Source organism: Rhizobium aethiopicum, from assembly GCF_014197535.1.
GTDB classification, from domain to species: Bacteria; Pseudomonadota; Alphaproteobacteria; order Rhizobiales; family Rhizobiaceae; genus Rhizobium; species Rhizobium aethiopicum_A.
This window is the reverse complement of the sequence record NZ_JACIFV010000024.1, coordinates 1-19,491: the sequence shown is the minus strand read 5'-3', so window position 1 is coordinate 19,491 and position 19,491 is coordinate 1. Positions and strand designations below refer to the sequence as shown.

Here is a 19,491-nt window from a genome sequence, read left to right as displayed (position 1 = left end):
GTTGCTTTCATCAAAGGACGTCCGCCTCGTGGCAACTATTGTAAAACGAAGCGCTTCTGCTCTTGCTCGACACGTTCCGGTGGATAGCAACCCTTCGCCCAGCTATAGCTGAATGCGACTCTATCAAACTTCCCTTGGAATTCGTTGACGGACCACTGCAGCAAAGCTCCTCGCCAAAACATACCTGCCAGCTTCTGGCAACCGAACCGAACACATCGGAGGTGTACGGCATCGGAGGGCGTACAAGTAAAGCCAAATGCCTGCAGCTTACTGGCGAGGAGAGCTGGATTGCCGTTCGCTTCACTTACAAGGTTATCCACCCATCGCTCATATTCCTTGACGCGGAGCGGCGGTTGGCTGCCAGCGCTTAAGGCCGCCGCTTTGGCGGGGTAACACCACGCAGAAATACAAAGTATGATCAGCAACCGAAAGACACGATAATTGCTCAAGAGGCGCTCCTAAGTCGCGGCTTTCAGCCGAGAGGTTTCCATCTGCCAAGATAGCAGCGAAACCTCCAAATCCGAGTGTCACATTGGTGGGACAAGGTAGTTTAGGAGAAAAGCAAGCCGGTCACCGTAATGAGCGGCAGATTATAAATTTTCGCAAGGTAATCAATGGTTCCGCGGCGCGCCCATCCTCGAAAGCGAAATCGGAGCTCAGGCGCATTCCGAAAACCAGCACGAACTGACCGGCCCCGATCTCATGCTGTCCCCCACGCCGTCGAGATATTGGCGCGAACGTTTCAGTGTGCGCCGCCCGTTTCCTCGTGTGCCCTCACGATGGCGTCCGCTTCCTTGCCGTATAGCTCCTCGAAGTGATCGAAGGTCTTGGAAAAGTAACCAATGCCCTGCGTCGCCGAGCGCAGCGCCCGCGCCAGATCGTCAAGTGCGCCGCCCGGAACAAGTGCCCGGAAGATGTCCCATCCCTTGGCGGTTTCATCCCGGTCGAAGCCGAGAACCTGACCCTTGAGAGCGGAGACGATCTGGACGAGGCTGCCGGAATAGATCGACGGAATGTGAATTTCGCTGCGGAAGATCGGTTGCATTAAAACGGCCGACCCTTCGGAAAGCGCCTGTCGCACTCCCATTCTCGACGCAGTCCTGAAGGCGTGTTCCGAACTGTCGACGGCATGGTGCTGACCATCGAACAGCGTTACGCCGACATCGATGACCTGGAAGCCGAGCGGCCCCTTCTCCATCGCTTCGCGCGCCCCTGCTTCGACGGCAGGGATGTAGTTGCGCGGAACGACGCCACCCTTGACGGTTTCGCTGAAGGTGAAGCCCCGGCCGCGCTCGTTGGGGCGAATGCTCAGCTTCACATCCGCGAATTGCCCGGCGCCGCCGGTCTGTTTGCGATGCCGGTAGTGCACCTCGGACGGCTTCGCGATTGTCTCGCGGTAGATCGGGCTGGGCGTTCGATCAGTTACGTCGATGTGGAAGACGTCGGACAGGGTTCGGCAGAGATCGCGCAGATGTACCGGGCCCTGGGCGCGGACGAGCTGGGCGCCCGTACCTTCCTCCTGCAAAACGACAAGACCGCGATCCGTCTCGGAAAGTTTTGCCAGCGTTTCGGAGAGCTTGTTTTCATCGCGTACGCTGCCCGGGACCAGGATTCTTTCAAGCATCGGCGTTGGTGGCTCGGTCCATTCGGGCGGGGCGACCGTCGCGTTTGATGTCAACAGCGACGGGACGGGCAAGTGGTCGGACTTGACTGTTGCGAAGACATCCCCGGGTGCAGGCGTGATCGCCGAGCTGGACCGTCCGTTTGCAGGATCCTGCACGGCGCCGAGGCCGGAGCCGCCCAGTGCTGCGCCTTGCCGCAGTCCCTCGCCAAACGCGCGCACGAGCACAGTCTTGCCGATATTCTGACGATGATAGGCATGGAAGCTCACGGCGGTCAGCTTGTTTTCATCGACATTGCCCGCACGAGCCAGGCGCTGTCTGAGAATCCCTACCGGCGGCGCCTCGTGGCGCAGCGCTTTCATCAGCCTCATCATGCCGTTGCCGTGACTTGCGGCGCCGATCAGCACTGGAATGATCCTGTTTTCCCTGAGAATCCGCGATGAAATGGCATAGAGGGCGTCGCTGGGCGGCTCGCGATCTTCGACCAGTTCCTCGAGAAGCCAGTCATCGAATTCGGACAGGTGTTCCAGGAGCTCGCTGCGCGCTTCGTGCTCGCGCTCGGCGGCGCTTTCGGGGATTGCGATAAGCGCCGAAGTCTGGCCTTCCCGGTAGCGCCACGCCCGTTCCGAAATCAGATCGCAACTGCCTATGATCCTGTCTCCCTCGCGGATCGGGATCTGGCGAAGCAAAAGCGAGTGGTTGGCGTAATCTTGAAGCGCGGCGATCACGTCCCTCAGCCGCCCCCTCGGTTCGTCCATTCGGTTGACGAAGAGGATGCACGGCGTCCCCGAGGCTTCGACTATCCGCAGATAGGGCGCGGCGAGCACAGCCTCCTCGGGTGCCGATGAAACGCACAGGATGCAGGCGTCGCTGGCAAGAAGCGCGTGCTGCACATGCGCCAACGCTTCGTTGGGTCCTGGCGCATCCAACGCACACCACGCCTCGTTTCCAAAGGAGAATTCTGTGAGGTTCAATCCATAAGGGGAGCTGGATTTTCTCGGCGTTCCCTCCAACGAGCCGAGCTTTTCGACCACTGTTGATTTTCCAGTCTGCGAGGGTCCAAGAACGGTAAAGCAACGCATCGGCATTCCTCCAACTGCCATAGACACAACTTTCAGCCATCATAGGATGCCCTGAACCGCTGCAAGGCGCCAGAGGCGTTAGTTACAGACGCTTTGACCTAAAGGCGTAGGAGCTGTTCTCGAATTGCCAGCGGGGCTGACCGCAGGGGCTGCAGACGCATCCAAAACGATCCATGCAGAGACTCTGGAGCTACTCCCACAAGCAGTTAGGCGTGAACTTGCGGGCTGCCGCGCCAGCTTGGCGGCAAGCGCATCAGCAGCCGGCTCGGCTGCAGAAGGAATGACCGATTTGGGCCGGAAGCCGGCAGTGCGCTGTTAGGAACCCAACACGAAAAGCGGACGTCAAAGTTCTTGCCGCCAAGGGCTGGGATTCGCCCAAAGCAGACAATGAGGTACCCGCAGGAACGTCAACTGCTGACCAGCCCATACGGATAAGAGGCAAGCGCGCTGCAGCTGCGCCTGCGCAGGGGCTGTCGGCGGGGACAGAATTGGCGTAAGCTGTGAAGGAGGTTCACCATGCGCAGCAGCATCACTGCAGCTATCGTCGCGCTCGTCGTTTCCCTTGGCAGTATAGCGCGGGCGGAGATCCTGATCGGAGCGGCAGGCCCGGTCACAGGACCGCTTGCCTGGATCGGGGAGCAGATGCAGCGCGGCACAGAGATGGCAGTGGCCGACATCAATGCGACTGGCGGCGTGCTCGGGCAGAAGGTGCAACTCATCACGGTCGACGACTTTTGCGATCCCGAGCAGGCTGTGGCGGCCGCCCAGAAACTGGTGGCTGATGGTGTGGTGCTCGTCATCGGGCATTACTGTTCCCAAGCCTCGATCCCGGCATCCAAGGTGTACGAGGCCGCGGGAGTTCTACAGATTTCACCCGGTTCGACCAATCCGCTGTTGACCGAACAAGGTCGTGCCAATGTTTTCCGCGTCATTGGTCGCGACGACGCGCAGGGGGTGGTAGCCGGCAACTATCTGGCCGATCATTGGGGTGACAAGAAAATAGCGATCCTTCACGACAACACCACCTATGGGAAGGGGCTCGCCGACGAGACCAGGAAGCAGTTGAATAAGCGGGGTGTCACCGAAGCGATCTACGAGGCCTTCACCCCTGGGAAGAACGACTATACGGCCGAGATCTCTGCGTTACAGGGCGCCGGCATCGCCGTGTTGTATGTTGGTGGGTATTTGCCCGAGGTCGCGCTTATGGTTCGCGCTTCGCGAGACCGTGCCTACGCACTTCAACTCGTCTCAGGCGATGGCATGGCGAGCGAGGACTTTGCGCTGATCGCCGGATCTGCCGCGGAGGGTACCCTCTTCACATTTAGCGCGGACCCTCGGCGCGTCCCTCAGGCGGCTCAAGTCGTCGAGCGTTTCCGTGCCGAGAATTTCGAGCCTGCAGGCTACACACTGCTCAGTTACTCCGCCGTCCAGGTCTGGTCGCAGGCGGTGAAGAAGGCCGGTTCTTTAAGGCCGCAAGAGGTGATCGCCTCAATGCAAGGTAACCAATTTGAAACGGTAATGGGCCGGGTGGATTTCGACGACAAGGGCGACCTCACCGTGCAAAGCTGGATTTGGTATGTCTGGAAGGGTGGCGAATACGTGCCGCTGGAATAGTCAACCGCCGGCCGGGTGGATCGTTTTAGGCCAATCTGTGCAGACTTTAGTGGCTGCGCAAGCAAGACCTTGCAGTTGCCGCTATGTTTGAACGCGTCGGCATACGAGGGCGCTTGTTGCTCGCTTTCTTCGGCATCAGCACCTTCGCAGTGCTCGCGACCGCCGCAGCTCTCTATGCCTTCCTTCAGGTCGGCGACGTGGTCGATCGCATCACCAAGGAACGGGTCCCGACGGCGCTCGCCTCTCTCCAATTGTCGCGCCAGGCTGAGAGGGTCGCCTCAACCGCGCCCTCAGTGCTGGCGGCGACCAGCACGGTTCAGCACAACGAGGTCTCGGCTGCGATCGGACTCGAGATGGGGCGTCTCGAAGAGTTGCTCGCCGCACTTAAAGGCACCGCAGTCAGCGCGACGGCGGTGACTGAAATCGAAGACGCGGTGATTGGTCTACGACGAAACCTCGATGCTCTCGACGATCTTGTCGCCGCTCGCCTTACCATGGTTCAGCGCAAGGAGGAGTTGCTGCGCCGCTTATCGGATACGACAAATGCAAGTCAGCGTCTCATCGCGCCCGGTATCGCCGTGATGAACTCGAAGGTCCCGCAGTGGCGTGCAGCGGCGACTGATTCCGCCGCACCACCCGACGCGCGTGCTGCGGCGCCGAGCGACCTGGTCAAGGCAATCGCGGCCTACATCCCCCAGCAGAGGGCGCAACAGGAGATCTCAGCAGTCAACGACGCGCTGGTCAAGACTGCCAACGCGCGTACGCCGGGAGATCTGAAGCTGATCCTGTTTCCGCTGCGCCGGTCGCTCGCCGTACTCGAAACGGTCTCCACCGAGATCGATGAAAAGTTGCGGACCCGCTTCCAACAACGGTTGGACGAGTTAAAGTCGCTGACCGACGGTGAGAACGCGATCCCGAAGGTACGACAGGACGAGTTTGCTGTCCTGGCAAAGGGCGAGCAGCTTCTGGCTGAAAACAGTCGACTATCGCGCGACCTTACCGCGGCCGTCGATCGCCTGGTTGCAAAGGCAAACCATGAGATCGCCGCGTCCGCCCTCGAAGCCTCGGTCGTCCGGCGCTACGGCACCGGCATTGTCCTTGGCTCCGCCCTTCTAAGCCTCCTGAGTTCGGTTCTGGTTGTCTGGCTCTATGTCGACCGCAGCCTTCTCGCCCGTCTGGGAGAGGTGAGCCAAAGCATGCTGGCAATCGCGGGCGGCAATCTGCAAGCGCAGATGCCCGTCGGAGGCCGCGACGAAATCGGCCGCATGGCAGGGGCGCTCAGGCTGTTCCGGGATACTGCGGTCGAGGTGGAGGAAAACAGCCTGCGCGAGGTTGCGGAAGCGCGCCAGCGACTTGTGGATGCCATCGAGAGCATCTCCGAAGGATTCGCTCTGTACGATGGCGAGGACAGGCTCGTGCTGAGCAATAGCCGCTACCGCGAGCTGTTGTACGCCGGCCTGGAGGAAATGACACCCGGCACGACATTCGAGCAGATTGTTCGCCGGTCCGCTGAGGGCGGCTACATCAAGGATGCTGAGGGGCGAGTCGAGGAGTGGATTGCCGAGCGGCTTTCGCGGCATCGCAACCCTGGTGAAACGTGGGTGCAGCGGCGTCGCGACGGGCGATGGATCATGATTAGCGAGCGGCGGATCACGGGTGGCGGCACGGTGGCCGTCTACTCTGATATCACCGAGCTGAAGCAACGGGAGGAAAACCTTGCCGAGAAATCCGCAGCTCTCGAGGCGCTTTCCAGCAAGCTGGCGAAATACCTGGCGCCGCAGGTGTATAACTCCATATTCACCGGCCGCCAGGACGTCAGGATCGCCAGCCAGCGGAAGAAGCTGACGATATGCTTCTCCGATATCGCCGGCTTTACCGAAACCACAGACAAAATGGAATCCGAGGATCTCACACAGCTCCTCAATCACTACCTGACGGAAATGTCGAAGATTGCTTCAGATCACGGCGCGACGATCGACAAGTATGTCGGAGACGCCATCCTGATGTTTTTCGGCGATCCGGAAACCCGCGGCGTCAAGGATGACGCGCTCGCCTGCGTGCAGATGGCTCTCGCCATGCAAAAGCGAATGAGCGAGCTTGGGGAAATCTGGCGCGATATCGGGATTGAAACACCGCTGCGCTGCCGCATCGGCATTCACACAGACTACTGCACTGTGGGCAACTTCGGCAGCGAGGACCGGATGGATTACACGATAATCGGCGGCGCCGTGAATCTCGCCTCGCGCCTTGAGCAGGAAGCGTCGCCGGGCACCGTGCTCATTTCTTATGAGACGTTTGCGCAAGTGAAGGACACGATCGAGTGTGAGGAACTGGGGCATGTCCTCGTAAAGGGAATAGCCTATCCGGTCGCCACCTATCGCGTGGTCGATCTGAAGGAAAATCTGGTCCGCAGCCGTCGTACTGTCCGGACCGAACTGCCGCACCTGAGATTGGAAGCTGAGCCCGAGCTTATGTCCACCGATGAGCGCGATCAGGCCGCCGCCGCACTTCGAGACACGCTCGATCGGCTTTGTCACAAGCCTGGGGCGTAGGCTCACGTTCGCGCGGGTTGTCGCCTTCCATAGGCACCAACCTCGTCGACCCAGACGTTCAAGAACCATCCGCTTTCCGTGGATACACATTTCCGTGTCGTCCACTTCGACGCCGGCGGTCACAAAGACGGCTTGATGGAGATGGAGGTCGCCTGGGCACCTCTTACCTTTTGTTGACTCACCCGCGCTCGAACAATAACTTGGGAACCCGGTCGTTGGGCTTGTCCTCAAATGACGAACCATTCTCTTCAGCGTCGCCTTGCCGTCATCGTCGTTGCCGATGTGGTGGGATATTCGCGCCTGATGGAGGCTGATGAAGTCGGAACGCTTGATAACCTCAGGGATCTCCGTTCCGGCACTATCGAGCCGGCTGTGATGCGTCACAATGGTCGCATCTTCAAGGTCGTGGGCGACGGCTTCTTGATGGAATTCGGCAGCGCGGTGGAAGCGGTCGCAGCAGCGTTGGAAATGCAACAGGCCACCACTGCCGTTGAGGCTTCCGAAGACCGGCGGCTGCTTTTGCGCGTGGGTGTCAATCTCGGAGATGTCATTGACGACGGTTCAGACGTCCTCGGCGACGGGGTCAATGTCGCGGCCCGCCTCCAGACGCAGGCCGCGCCGGGAGGTATCTGCATTTCAGCCAGCGTTCACGGCGAGATCGTCGGTGAGATCGCCGACCAGTTCTTCGATGCGGGCGAACGCCACCTGAAGAACCTGACTCGCCCGGTCCACGCGTGGCATTGGCCGGATGCGCTGCAGAGCATATTGCCGCTGCCGGAAAATCCTTCGATCGCTGTATTGCCGTTCACGAATATGAGTGGGAATGAAGCGGACGAGCCTTTCGTCGACGGCTTGACCGAAGACCTGATCACCGACCTTTCCCGCACGGCTGGCCTGTTCGTCATCGCGCGCAATTCCGTCTACGGCTACAAGGGCAAGGCGGTCGACGTACGGCTCGTCGCCCAGGAACTCGGCGTCCGCTACGTCCTCGAGGGGAGCGCCAGACGCGCAATGGGCCGCGTCCGCATCAATGCCCAATTGGTCGACACGCTTGGCGGCCAGCACTTGTGGGCCGAACGGTTTGACAGGACGTTGGAAGATGTTTTCGAGTTGCAGGATGAGGTCAACGCCAAGATTGTCGAAGCTCTCGTCGGCCGGCTGACCATCCCGACGCCGCGCAATCGGCCGAAAAACTTTGAGGCCTACGATCTGTGTGTGCGCGCCCGCCTCCTGACGGAAGAGTCGCCGCAAACCGAGCGTGAGGCCTATTTGCTGCTCCAACGCGCGGTCAAGCTCGAGCCGTCATATGCCGAGGCGCTCGGTCTGCTCGCCTATAATCGTTGGCTTGCCTGGACTCATTTCGGCGAGCCCGAAGATCCGAATCGTCGGATGGCGGTGACATCAGCGCAGAAGGCGGTCGACCTGGATCCCAACGATGCCGGCTGCCGTTACGTTCTGGGGACCATCCTGGCTTATGAGCGGCGATGGGAGGAATCGGAGGCCGCCTTCGCCATGGCCCTGAAACTCGACCCCAACCACGCCGACACCTGGGCCGCCATGTCTGATATGTCCGTGCTGGACGGCAGGATTGCCGACGGACTGGCACAGATCGAAAAAGCTCTGCGGCTCAATCCCTATCCAGCCTGCTGGTATCTTTGTCATCTTGGGCAGGCGCAATACGCCGCGGGTGACTATGAGGCGGCAACCGCTACACTGCGCAGGAAAGAAACGTATCGTACCAACTCACGCAAGTTCCTGGCTGCTGCGCTTGCGCAATTGGGCCACCATGAGGAGGCGCGGCGAGAGGCGGAATTGTTCCTGATCGCCCACCCTCATTTCACGATCGGCCATTGGCTCAGTTCCCAGCCGCTGCGCGATGCATCTGTACGAGACCACTTTGTCGACGGCTTCCGAAAGGCAGGCCTGCCGGAGACGTGACAGCGGGCGGGGCCGACGCGTTTGTGACAATCGGTCCTTTCGACAGTCCAATTGCCGTGCAACATTGATCGTCGTGAATACGTCTAACGAGCCTAATGATCGGATTCGGCGCCGCGCTCACGGCACCTGCCGACAGGATCCTTCGCACACTTGACCTCGTCACAGGAGAACGAAATGTCCAAATCCATCCTCGACATGTCGATGTCACTCGATGGCTATATCGCCGACGATAACGATTATCTTGGAGGCGAGGATGGAGAGCGGCTGCACCACTGGGCGGGCGCGGACGAGGGATCCGCTCAGGCCCGGCCCGTCTGTGAATTTGAAGCCGAATGGAAGGCGGCGGGTTCAGTCCTTGCCGGCCGGCGGACCGCCGAGCTGATGGATCACTGGGGAGGCAGTCATGACGGTGCCCCGATCTTCGTGCCCAGTCACCGGCCTCCGCCGCCCGCCGCGCGTTGGGGTTACCCGTTGGTGACCTACGTGAATGACGGAATCGAGAGCGCGATGGCGCAGGCGAAGGCTGCGGCCGGCGATCGGGACGTGCAACTGCGGGGCGGTTACACGGCGCAAGAAGCACTCCGGGCCGGGGTGCTGGACGAGATCCAGATCCATCTGATCCCAGTGCTGCTCGGTCGCGGCCGCCGGCTGTTCGATGTTTTGCCGTCAGAGATCGAGCTGGAGCTTGTCAGGGTAATCGACACGCCGTTGGCGAAACAGCGCTCGCGATGATTGCGCAAGAGCCGATAATCGTAGCGATTTGACACACATCCGTTATCGTGTCCGTCGCCCAGCCAGTTCCTAGGGTCTGGCGAGCTCTGTCACCACGCTTTTATTCGAACGGCAATACGCGCCTGGTCAAGGTGCGAAGCAAACATCCGCTCGCCTTTACAGCGCGAACATTGCCACTTCTACTTGTCTTCCCCTTCCGCCTGGATGCGATCCAACACGGCTTCCGGCGCGACGTCCTTCTTCAGCTCTTCGACCTCGTGGTCCGCCTCGGTCGGTACTTCAAGCTTCTTTGCAATGGCTTCGACCATGGCGATCAGGCGTGTCGTCTCGTGTTCGTTTAATAGGCTGATCTGGAGGTCGAGGTCGGCGCGGATATTGTCTTGTGCAGCCATTCGGTTCTGGTTGATCAAGACAAACGTCGAGAGAAAGATCGCCTCGACCGAAGCCTCCATAGCGAGAATCACCAAAGAGGGGTCCCAGGGTGGAAGCTGTGGGAGCAATCCTACATTGGCGATGATCCAGACTCCGTAAAACACGACGTGAATGTAGACGAACATCATGGAACCGGCGAACTTGCTGATCAAAGCAGCGGAACGCTCCTGAGCAGACGCTGCATTTTGGCTCTGCCGGCGGCGCTGCATGATAGCTTCGATGTTACGGGTTAACGCGGGCGTTAATCCTTCCGCGGCCGGTGTTGTTGGGCTTTTGTGCTCCGGATGGTCGTCGTTCATTACGCAATCCTCGGATCTGTAAACGATGGTTTCCACCTTTGCCGAAAACTGCCCGACGAAGATTCGGTTCAATGTTGGCTGGAATTCCCTGGTGCAAACGTAGCTTAGGAAGATGAGTGGCTTCCTGATTAGCCATCAGGGAGCGAAAGCGGCTAGTCGACAACCGCACGCGCCGTAGCCGTGAACCTGCATGAAAGTTCGGTTGGGTGCCAAGGCCGCCTCCTCCGCCGGCTCCCCCGGCCCGTGTGGAACATTCACCACCGAGTGCGGTTAGGCCGGAGTTCAAAGGAGGACGCAGCATGTATCATCACGTCAAAAAGCTCATGTACACCGTTCGGGTGGATGAGCCTGATCCCCGATTCGGAAATATGCTCCTCGAGCAGTTCGGCGGCGCCAACGGCGAACTCGCGGCGGCGATGCAATACTCGATCCAAGGCCTGAACTGCGAGGATCCCGGGCGGAAAGACCTGCTGATGGATATCGGCACCGAGGAGCTCAGCCATCTCGAAATCGTCGGCACGCTTGCCAGGATGCACCTCAAACCGTTGAAGTCCGTTCGCGAGGAGGCTGAAGCCGATCCTTTGATTGCTATTGCTGGCGGCGGCGGCGTGAACCTTTTCAATTCCATGGGCAACCCTTGGACGGCCGACTATCTGAAGATAACCGGCGAGCTGGACGTGGACTTGCGAAGCAATATCGCAGCCGAAGCCCGTGCCAAGATCGTCTATGAACGCCTGATCGACTTCTGCCGCGATTCCGGCACGAAGGACGCTCTGCAATTTCTCATGACAAGAGAGATCACCCATATGCGGGCATTCCAGCTCGCACTCGAAAGCATGGGTAGACCTCCCCTCAGTGTTGGAAGAATCGCTCCCACACCGGGGCTCGTCGACCAATTCTTCAACGACTCGACGGGCGAAGGCGACCTCGGTGAGGTCGATGCTCGCGGTCCGTGGAACGAAGGAGAGCCCTGGAAATTCGTCGAGGCTCCGGCATTCCAGGCGTTCAAGGGCGCCGACGAGACTGCACCGGTGATCGACGCGCGAAGCGCGCCGCCGGAAAGATCGGAAGGGATCGAGGCGGTGCTCGTGGACGAGCTTCGCGACCTGCTGCATGCGGAAAAGCAGTTGCTCAAAGCGCTCCCCAAGCTGCAGAAGGCAGCCCGCTCCCAGCAACTGCAGACTTTGCTGCAGAAACATCTGGCCGAGACCGAAGCGCAGGTCGAACGGCTGAACGAGTGTCTGCGAGTACTCGGCTCCGCGGCAAGAGCAAAACCTTGCAAGGGAATGGCTGGCCTGATCGAGGAGGGTGAAGAGGTGATGGCGGAAGGCAAGAAGAGAGAAGACGCTCCTGCAGATCTGGCTCTCATCGGTGCAGCATTGCGCGTCGAACATTACGAAATTGCCGCTTACACCACCGCGCGTAATCTTGCCCTTCAGCTTGGACAGCCGGCGGTCGCTCGATTGCTGACATTGTCGCTGGGCGAGGAACAGAATGCGGGCCATCTGTTGGATCAGCTTGCTCAACCGCTTATGTCGGCGGCAAGAATGCCTGCCAGCGTCCGTTGACGTGGCTGGTAATCGTGGCACCCGCGGAGGCGTCAGAGGCACCGACCGCGGGTGCCGTGCAGCGACGGCATCCCTTAGCGCGCTAGAGGACTAGCCTCGTTCAGATCGTTTCGGATCGCGGTGGCCGCTATGCCCGCCTGCCCCATTGCGGTCCCGATCTGATCCAAGCCGATGACCACGTCTCCGGCTGCATAAAGGCCAGGAAGGGTTGACCTTTGGTGACTGTCGACGATGACGCAGCCGTTCTCCGACAATTCTGCGCCGACCATAGCTGCCAGTTCCGACCGAACGTCCGATCCAAGCGCCGGGTAAATAGACGAAAACACGCCGATGCTCGAAGCTGTTGCGATTGTGATCGTATCGCGCTCAGGGTCGATAGATTTTATCGGACCTTGCTGGAGGCCGATCCGCAAGTCCCGCAGCCCATTGACCTCAATCTCCGATAGCTCGTGTTCCTCTTGCGGTGTAATGATCGTTACGTGTGTCGTATAACTCCGCAGGAACAGCGCCTCTGCAAACGCTCTCGATCCACAACCGATAACGGCGACACGTTTGTCGGTGACCTCGAACCCGTCGCAGACAGGACAGTAGCGGATAAGGCCGCGCGCAACAGCCTCGTCATGACGCTCGGCCAACATCGGTGGCTTGCGGTCGGTGACGCCGGTGGCGAGAAGGACTGTTCGCGCTCGCATGCTGCCGCGGCTGGAGACAACTCGAAAGCCGACATGCTCCTGCTGAAGCTTTCTGACGCCCTCACTGCGGATCTGAACTTTGTACCTTTGAAGCTGTGTGCGCATCCTGGCGAGAAGCTCCCTTCCGCTGATACCCTCCGGGAACCCTGCGAGGTTATGGGAAACCGGAATGGTGGCGGCACGACTGCTATGGTCATCGAATACGGTTGTCGAAAGGTGGTAGCGCGCAAGATAAACGGCCGCAGTCAAGCCAGCAGGTCCACCTCCGATGATAATGCAGTCGCGCATCATGTCTCCAGACCGTCGCCGCTCAAGATGTCGTACTCACATCGCCTGCATCGACCAGGTAGACCGCTCCGCGGAAGCCGCCCGGCGTCCGTTGCTCTTCAGGCGGATACCAAGATGGTGATCATCATTAGTGCGGAGCCAACGCCCGCCCCAGCAAGGCCCGTTGTCATATAGCCGGCAAATCTCCCGGCTTGGCCGTGCCTGATCTCCTCAGCGGTGCCGAGAACGGCCGCCAGGCCGGCAGCAATCCAGCATGTAAGCGTCAACGTCCCCAAAAGTATCGCCCAGTGCGGTGCGTCGATTGAAAGCACGGTCATGCGAATACCCTCGCGGCGAGCGCCGCCTCCATGAACGCCCTGCGGGCTCCCTCGGCACTTCCACGGCGAGCGATGGCATCGACGCATCTGCGCTTGGCGATGCCGAACTCACGAGAATTGGTCGACGGCCAGCGATGGAGAAGCGCCGCAAGCGCCGCGTCCGGACCCTCAATGCGCTCACGCATACCGTCGCCGATCCGGACATAAACCGGTGGCTTCCAAGTGACATGGAAGTCGATATTGATAACCTTTTCCATTGCAGACCTCATTGCCAGGTTTTCCCCGACAACCGTCTTCAGCTGTCCGAGTTCCCAAGCCGTAATAGTTGGTCCGTTATCGGACAGCTTGGAAGAGAAGATAGGAAGAAGGTCGTGATCGTTAATGATCTTACACGAGCGTCGATAATGAAGGATTCGCTGGTGAGCTTCAACAAATGCGCACCCTGACTATCCAACCGGGCGGGTGATCATCAGCCAGAGAATTCCCAGCACTGCAGCAAAAGCCGGAAAGCCGAAATAAAACCAGGTCCAGAACAGCCGATGGTATCGCGCCGGCAGCGGCTCACCATTGGCCGCTGCTCCCTTCGCAATCTTGCGCATCTCCATCTGCATCCAAACGACCGGCAGCCAAAAAGCACCCGTGATGAGATAAAGAACAATCGACCAAACGATCCAGCGCTCCCAAAGGGAATAGCCGACATACCAAGCGAGCGCTATGCCGGTGACCGGCTGAGCGATCACGGCGGTTGTGGTGAAGACGAAATCCGCAAAGACCACGATCCGCGCGACCGCGGCCACAGTCGCTGCATTGCCGGTGCGATGCGCGACCAACATGAAAAAGGCGATGCCCGCGCCGGTGCCGAGGAGAACGGTGGCGCCGATGATATGCAGGAATTTCAGCACGAAATAGGTCATCGCTCCTCCAAGATCGCGAGAGCAACCAGGTGCAACACGAGGATCGGCCATATCTTTGTCAACGGGCCGAGCGGCTCATTCCATAACTCCGGCAATATCGCGGTGCCGGCCGCCGCATAGAAGAGTGACAGCAGGATAGCTGCGTAAAGGCCCCACCGCGCAGTGCGGCGTATGGCGATGGCGCATCCTATCGCGATGTCTGCAAGTGCCCCGGCAATAACGGTTGGTGCGGCCAAACTACCTGCCCCGCCCGCCACCATCAGCTTGACACCCTGCTCGAAACCCGATGTCAGCGAAATTATTCCCGTCGATATCCAGAAGATCGGCAGCAGCACAAAAGTGACGGGCTTCAGGAAGTAGAGTTTTGCAAACCAACGCTCCTGCACCGAAACAGGCCGACGCGCCAGAGCTTCGTCCAACGATGACGGCCGGATACCCGTAGCGGCTATCCATTCGCTGGGATCACCGACGGCGCCGCGGACGATCTCCATTGCGGCCGTGCTTCGAACCGGCGGCCGCCATCCCAGCAACCCGGCAATATCGCCGAGCCAATAAAGAAGACTGGCGAGCGGGCGGGGCAGCAGATAGCGCTTGGCCGAACGCCAGCCAAGCCATCTCCGGTATCGCCCCACAATCTCTTCAAACTCGAGTGCCTGCGGACCGACGATTTCAAGCGAGACCTTCGAGGGCTCTGTTTTGTCGATAAGCCGGAGGACGGTTTCGGCGACGTCGTCGAGTTGCACCACCTGAAGTTTCCCGGTCGACGGCATCAACGGCAGAAACGGCAGCGCCGCAAGTCCGCGAAACAATGCACTGGAGCCGAAGGCCGCATCACCAAGGATCACGGACGGACGCAGTATTACCCAGTCGAGATCCGTCTCCATCAGGGCCATGTCGCCGGAAAGTTTCGTCCGCGAGAACGTCGATGGCTGCTGCCGATCCACTCCAATTGCCGAGAAATGGATAACTCGACGTACACCGGATTGCTCGCATGCACGAAACAGCGCTCCCGGTCCCTGCGTGTGGACGCCCGCCATGTTGTGGGTCACTCCATCCTGCAGTGCCCCGGCGCAATTGACGACGGCGTCCATTCCCTCGAGATGATGCAGCCAGGCAGACGGCGCCACTGCTTTGGCCACATCGACTTCAACCCAGCAGCCGGTGCCTTCAACCGGCCGTTTTCCAGGACGCACCACACATATGATATCATGTCCGCATGCCGCTAGCCGGGCGCAGACGGCACTGCCAACAAGTCCTGTTGCGCCGGTAACAAGGATTTTCATATGGACGACCTTCGCACTCAAAAGCCCCGAACCTGTGCGTGCAGGATTTCGTTCCAGCGTCCTTCCTCGTGACAATGCTGAGATAACTTTTGAATTGCGTCGACCCAGCAATTCCGAGTGCTTGAGTTCCCAGATGGCGTCTGCTCAATGCGGCGAGTTCAACCTCCGTCATTCCAGGCCTTGAGCCTGGAATCGATAGAAGGAATGATCAATTTGGGGCCGAAGGCCGGCCGTCCTCACTGGGACATCCCAACACGAAAAAGAGGACATCAGAATTCTTGCCGCCGAGGTCTGAGATTGGCCCCTTTTGCTGCCGTTCGAGGTCGATCCGAGGACGTGCGGTCTACGCTAGGATGCGACCGAAGGCGGAACGGGACAGGAGCACTGCAAGGGGCGGTGTTATCGAACCAGAATTCGCGCGATCGAGAGCCGACATTGTGCTCTTGGAAGGGGAGACGAGAAACGATGCCGACACCACAGCAACCCAGTCTGATAGTTCGACAGAAATCACCACCGAATATCGAGTTTCCGTTTGCGTCGCTCTCCGATTGGCTGATCCCAACCGAGCAGTTCTTCGTGCGAAACCTTTTCCGTCGCCGAACCTCGATGCGCGAGACTGGAAATTGCGCGTTGGCGGGGCGGTGGAGCGGCCGATCGAACTTGACCTCGACAGCATCAAGGCGATGCGGAGCACGACTCTCACCGCCGTCGTCGAGTGCGCAGGGAACGGGCGCGTCTACTATGAGCCGCCAAGGGAGGGGTTGCAGTGGCAGAACGGAGCCGTCGGCAATGCCGCCTGGACAGGTGTTCTTCTGCGCGAGATTTTGGAAATGGCGGGCGTTAAGCGAACCGCATGTGAGGTTCTGCTCGCAGGCGCCGATAGCGGCGTCGTCGACACCAACAAGAAAACGGCTTCTCCCGGCCCCATCGCTTTTGCGCGCAGTTTACCGCTTGAGAAGGCTATCGCTGACAGCACGATCCTTGCCCATTCGATGAACGAGGAGCCGTTGACGCGCGATCACGGCTACCCGCTACGCGCGGTCGTGGGTGGCTGGTTCGGCATGGCTTGGGTCAAGTGGATCACTGATATCACGGTTGTGGAACAACCGTTCCTTGGCTACTGGCAGGCGCGCGACTATTTCCGTTGGGAGCGCAGCCTCGGGGAACCCACGCTGGTCCCCCTTGCGGAGATGGAGGTCAAAGCGCAGATCGCGCGTCCCGTACAGGGGGCGCATCTCAGCGTCGGCCAACCCTATCGAATTTTCGGGGCCGCCTGGAGCGGAGAGGCTCCTATCCGGCAGGTGCAGGTCTGCACCGGAGATGGCAGGGGCTGGCGCGAGGGAAGGCTCCTCGAAACAGAACGCCCCTTTGCATGGCGCTTGTGGGAGTACATGTGGACCCCTGAAGAAGTGGGGCGATATACACTGCGCTGCCGCGCGACCGATGGCGCGGGGCGCGTGCAGCCCGACCTCCAGCGTTCCGATTGCGAGAGCTACGCGGCCAATTGGATCATTCCGGTGGAGGTTACCGTCGTTCCCGAGCCACAGACATACGAGGAGGAATTCGTGATCTAATCACCCGGATGGGCGGAATGGCGGCTCTTGGCGCCACTGCGACCCGCGTTGTCACTGCGCCATGCCAAAGCCGATAATCGTCGCGATTTGCGAGGCGCCCCGCCGCCGGCGAGTTGGGCGGAAACGCACCCTCATTCTCTGTCATTCCAGGCCTTGAGCCTGGAATCCATGGCAGCAACCGAGGAGGGCCGGGCGTGGGTCCTGGGTCAAGCCCGAGGACGACGGAGGGGTGAACCTTCTGTCGATACAGTATGCGCGCGCCTTCACAAAGGCGCACGCACCGTCATCGCAAGCCTTAGCGGAAACCGCCGCTGGCCACCAGCCGTTCGCCGGTCAGCCAGCGGGCATCGTCGGAGGCGAGGAAGACGGCAATGTCGGCGATATCGTCCGGCTGGCCGATGCGGCCGAGCGGTGTCTGGGCGACCATGGTCTGCTGCAGATCCGAGCCGATGACGCCGGCGGTATGGGTCCCCTCGGTCTCGACCATGCCCGGCAGGATGGCGTTGACGCGGATCTTGCGCGGACCAAGCTCCTTGGCAAGCACGCTGTTGATGCCCTCGACGGCTCCCTTGGTGCCGGTATAGACGGCCGAGGCCGGCAGGCCGAGGCTGGTGACCACCGAGGAGATGTTGATGACGCTGCCGCCCTCGCCGAGATGCCTGGCCGCCGCCTGGGTGGTCAGGAGAACGCCGAGAACATTGACGTCGAACATGCGGCGATAGTGTTCTTCGGTCACCTCGCCGATCGGGGCGAATTCATAGACGCCGGAGTTGTTGACAAGCACGTCGAGCTTGCCGAATTCCTTGACCGCGGCATCGACCACCCCCTGCGCCTGTTCGGCCTTGGAAACGTCGCCCTGCACCGCGATGGCCTTGCCGCCGGCCGCGCCGATCGCCTCGACCACGGCGTCGGCTCCGGCCTTGCTCGAGGCGTAATTCACCACCACTTCAGCGCCTTCGGCCGCCATCGCCTTGGCAATCGCGGCGCCGATGCCCTTCGAGGCACCCGTGACCACTGCGACCTTTCCTGTGAGCTTAGCCATCTCTTGTTCCTTCTGATCCGGACGGCCGCCGGAATTGACGGCATTGTTCCGTAGTTCAGAAATTCGGAACTGTTGATCTCGATGTCAAGGGGCACTATATAAAATTCATGCGACCGTTCTTTCACCCAGCCCTGGAGGATATCAAGCCCGATGCGATCCTCTATGCGCTGTCGGATCCGGAGCGCGTCGCGATCTTCGCCAAACTCGCCGGCACCGCCTGCGGCGGCACCTGTTCGGCGCTCGCCGATCTCGGCGACCGCGTCATTCCGAAATCGTCGCTGTCGAACCATTTCAAGGTGCTGCGCGAATCCGGCCTGATCCGCAGCGAACGCCAGGGCGTCGAGATGCGCAATCAGACCCGCTGCGCCGAGCTCGACGAGCGCTTTCCCGGGCTGGTCAGGGCGATTCTGACGGCTTACGGACAACTTCCCGAGCAACTGAAGACGGGGTGACGGCTCTTGGAAGATGGACGCCGCCGACGGTAGGCTGGGTCCTCGGGTCAAGCCCGAGGACGACGGAGGGGGGGCGCTCTGCGGCAATAGGCGACCTATGGAGCAATCCGGATGCGATTACGCTTTCTGGTCTCTCTGCCAGACTTCGTCATTCACGCTACCCGATGCCTATCCGCTGCGCCGACGGCGCGTCTGGCGAGAACGCCACCCCACTCTCCGTCATCCCAGGGCTTGATGTAAAGTCCGGATACATACCTGACAGGTGTTCGGAGACCGGCGTCTGCGTCATTTCTCTATGGCCGCGGAGCCCTCGTCCGCCACCCAGTCGGGGAATTTGTGATAGGTGCAGGCGTTCATCGAAAACCACGCGACGTCATCAGCTATTTGCTGGCGCGAAAGCTCCCATTCGAAAGTGTCGCGGCCATCGAAACCATAGAATACCGCCATTGCCATCAGATCCCTCAAAGGCCCTGGGGGATACAGCGTGCCGTATACTATCGCCTCCTTTCCAGAAAATTTTCCTTTGATGACTTTCTTGATCTCCAAATCTGCTCTTATCATTCGCGTCGGAAAATTTGCTCTCAGGAGCAAACCGGACTCACCGATCGACAGCGATTTCACGCGCGCCTCGACCACGATTTCCGCTTTTGCCAGCAGTTCATTCTGAGGAGGGCATCGAGCCATTCCGGCTGCTGGCGTTGGACCGATAGCCATTAACGCAAGAATTGCTGTAAAACATGGCCGCATATGTGGGTTCAGGAGCGCCTTCGGCATCGGTCTCTTTCCTTACGCTGAGGCAAATCTATTTCGTCTCGATTGCGTGAGGCTGAAATGGAATCGTCATTCAGGCATCCTGTGCATTGAGATACGAGCAGGCGTTTGAGATCAGCCCCTCATCCGCCTTCTCCCGCTCGCGGGGCGAAGGGACCATGCCGCGACCTCTCCGTCCCCCGTCCACCTTTGCGAAAGTCCCCTCCCCAACCCCTCCCCACAAGGGGCAGGGCTGTCCGGGGAAATTGTCAGGCATAAAAGAAAGCCATTTGGTTTGGCGATGTTTTGGGTTTTGGCCGGCTTGGATTGACGGGAGGCG

Annotated in this window: 17 protein-coding genes; 7 read left to right on the top strand and 10 right to left on the bottom strand. The window is 60.0% G+C overall.

All coding sequences use genetic code 11. From position 1 onward, the window contains the following. Positions 1 to 35: 35 nt before the first annotated feature. A complete protein-coding gene (locus GGD53_RS24875; protein WP_184459418.1) occupies positions 36 to 449 on the bottom strand; it encodes a hypothetical protein in 414 nt (137 codons plus the stop codon). A 293-nt stretch (positions 450 to 742) separates the two neighbouring features. Next, complete coding sequence (locus tag GGD53_RS24870; RefSeq protein ID WP_184459417.1) at positions 743 to 2,704, bottom strand: elongation factor G; 1,962 nt, start codon at positions 2,702 to 2,704, stop codon at positions 743 to 745. 516 nt (positions 2,705 to 3,220) lie between these two features. Between GGD53_RS24870 and GGD53_RS24865 the strand changes: the two genes are divergently transcribed. The 4 genes from GGD53_RS24865 to GGD53_RS24850 all read left to right on the top strand — a co-directional run bounded on the left by GGD53_RS24865 (position 3,221) and on the right by GGD53_RS24850 (position 9,540). After that, positions 3,221 to 4,318: a branched-chain amino acid ABC transporter substrate-binding protein gene (locus GGD53_RS24865; RefSeq protein WP_184459416.1), complete on the top strand. Its 1,098-nt coding sequence runs from the start codon at positions 3,221 to 3,223 to the stop codon at positions 4,316 to 4,318. A gap of 83 nt (positions 4,319 to 4,401) precedes the next feature. Next, entirely contained in the window at positions 4,402 to 6,870 is a 2,469-nt protein-coding gene (locus tag GGD53_RS24860; protein WP_184459415.1) for a PAS-domain containing protein, read from the top strand. A 231-nt stretch (positions 6,871 to 7,101) separates the two neighbouring features. Then, the gene (locus GGD53_RS24855) at positions 7,102 to 8,808 is read left to right on the top strand and encodes an adenylate/guanylate cyclase domain-containing protein (protein WP_184459414.1); all 1,707 of its coding nucleotides are present in this window, start codon (positions 7,102 to 7,104) and stop codon (positions 8,806 to 8,808) included. A 174-nt stretch (positions 8,809 to 8,982) separates the two neighbouring features. After that, a complete protein-coding gene (locus GGD53_RS24850) occupies positions 8,983 to 9,540 on the top strand; it encodes a dihydrofolate reductase family protein (RefSeq protein ID WP_184459413.1) in 558 nt (185 codons plus the stop codon). 179 nt (positions 9,541 to 9,719) lie between these two features. On the opposite strand, the gene GGD53_RS24845 is transcribed toward GGD53_RS24850, so the two are convergent. After that, on the bottom strand, positions 9,720 to 10,271 hold the full coding sequence (locus GGD53_RS24845; RefSeq protein WP_184459412.1) for a DUF1003 domain-containing protein: 552 nt from the start codon (positions 10,269 to 10,271) through the stop codon (positions 9,720 to 9,722). 299 nt (positions 10,272 to 10,570) lie between these two features. Here GGD53_RS24845 and GGD53_RS24840 point away from each other — a divergent pair, with 299 nt between their 5' ends. Beyond that, entirely contained in the window at positions 10,571 to 11,839 is a 1,269-nt protein-coding gene (locus tag GGD53_RS24840) for a DUF892 family protein (protein WP_184459411.1), read from the top strand. A gap of 74 nt (positions 11,840 to 11,913) precedes the next feature. Here GGD53_RS24840 and GGD53_RS24835 read toward each other — a convergent pair whose 3' ends face one another. The 5 genes from GGD53_RS24835 to GGD53_RS24815 form a co-directional block, all read right to left on the bottom strand. Continuing rightward, on the bottom strand, positions 11,914 to 12,819 hold the full coding sequence (locus GGD53_RS24835) for an NAD(P)/FAD-dependent oxidoreductase (protein ID WP_184459494.1): 906 nt from the start codon (positions 12,817 to 12,819) through the stop codon (positions 11,914 to 11,916). 98 nt (positions 12,820 to 12,917) lie between these two features. Next, positions 12,918 to 13,136, bottom strand: coding sequence for a hypothetical protein (locus GGD53_RS24830; protein WP_184459410.1), 219 nt, complete (start codon positions 13,134 to 13,136; stop codon positions 12,918 to 12,920). Beyond that, positions 13,133 to 13,393 (bottom strand): DUF982 domain-containing protein, encoded by a 261-nt coding sequence (locus GGD53_RS24825; RefSeq protein WP_097597531.1) that lies wholly within the window; start codon positions 13,391 to 13,393, stop codon positions 13,133 to 13,135. Before GGD53_RS24825 ends, GGD53_RS24830 begins: the two co-directional genes overlap by 4 nt. Before the next feature lie 189 nt (positions 13,394 to 13,582). Next, entirely contained in the window at positions 13,583 to 14,050 is a 468-nt protein-coding gene (locus GGD53_RS24820) for a DUF2269 family protein (RefSeq protein WP_184459409.1), read from the bottom strand. Next, a complete protein-coding gene (locus GGD53_RS24815) occupies positions 14,047 to 15,333 on the bottom strand; it encodes an SDR family oxidoreductase (protein ID WP_184459408.1) in 1,287 nt (428 codons plus the stop codon). The genes GGD53_RS24820 and GGD53_RS24815 overlap by 4 nt, the downstream gene beginning before the upstream one ends. A gap of 443 nt (positions 15,334 to 15,776) precedes the next feature. Between GGD53_RS24815 and GGD53_RS24810 the strand changes: the two genes are divergently transcribed. Continuing rightward, positions 15,777 to 16,907, top strand: coding sequence for a sulfite oxidase (locus GGD53_RS24810; RefSeq protein WP_281413931.1), 1,131 nt, complete (start codon positions 15,777 to 15,779; stop codon positions 16,905 to 16,907). Between the two features lie 295 nt (positions 16,908 to 17,202). Here GGD53_RS24810 and GGD53_RS24805 read toward each other — a convergent pair whose 3' ends face one another. Further along, positions 17,203 to 17,949, bottom strand: a complete 747-nt coding sequence (locus GGD53_RS24805; protein ID WP_184459407.1) for a glucose 1-dehydrogenase — start codon at positions 17,947 to 17,949, stop codon at positions 17,203 to 17,205. 107 nt (positions 17,950 to 18,056) lie between these two features. Here GGD53_RS24805 and GGD53_RS24800 point away from each other — a divergent pair, with 107 nt between their 5' ends. After that, on the top strand, positions 18,057 to 18,401 hold the full coding sequence (locus GGD53_RS24800) for an ArsR/SmtB family transcription factor (RefSeq protein WP_184459406.1): 345 nt from the start codon (positions 18,057 to 18,059) through the stop codon (positions 18,399 to 18,401). Positions 18,402 to 18,686: 285 nt separating this feature from the next. Here GGD53_RS24800 and GGD53_RS24795 read toward each other — a convergent pair whose 3' ends face one another. Next, complete coding sequence (locus GGD53_RS24795; RefSeq protein ID WP_184459405.1) at positions 18,687 to 19,175, bottom strand: hypothetical protein; 489 nt, start codon at positions 19,173 to 19,175, stop codon at positions 18,687 to 18,689. Positions 19,176 to 19,491 lie beyond the last annotated feature (316 nt).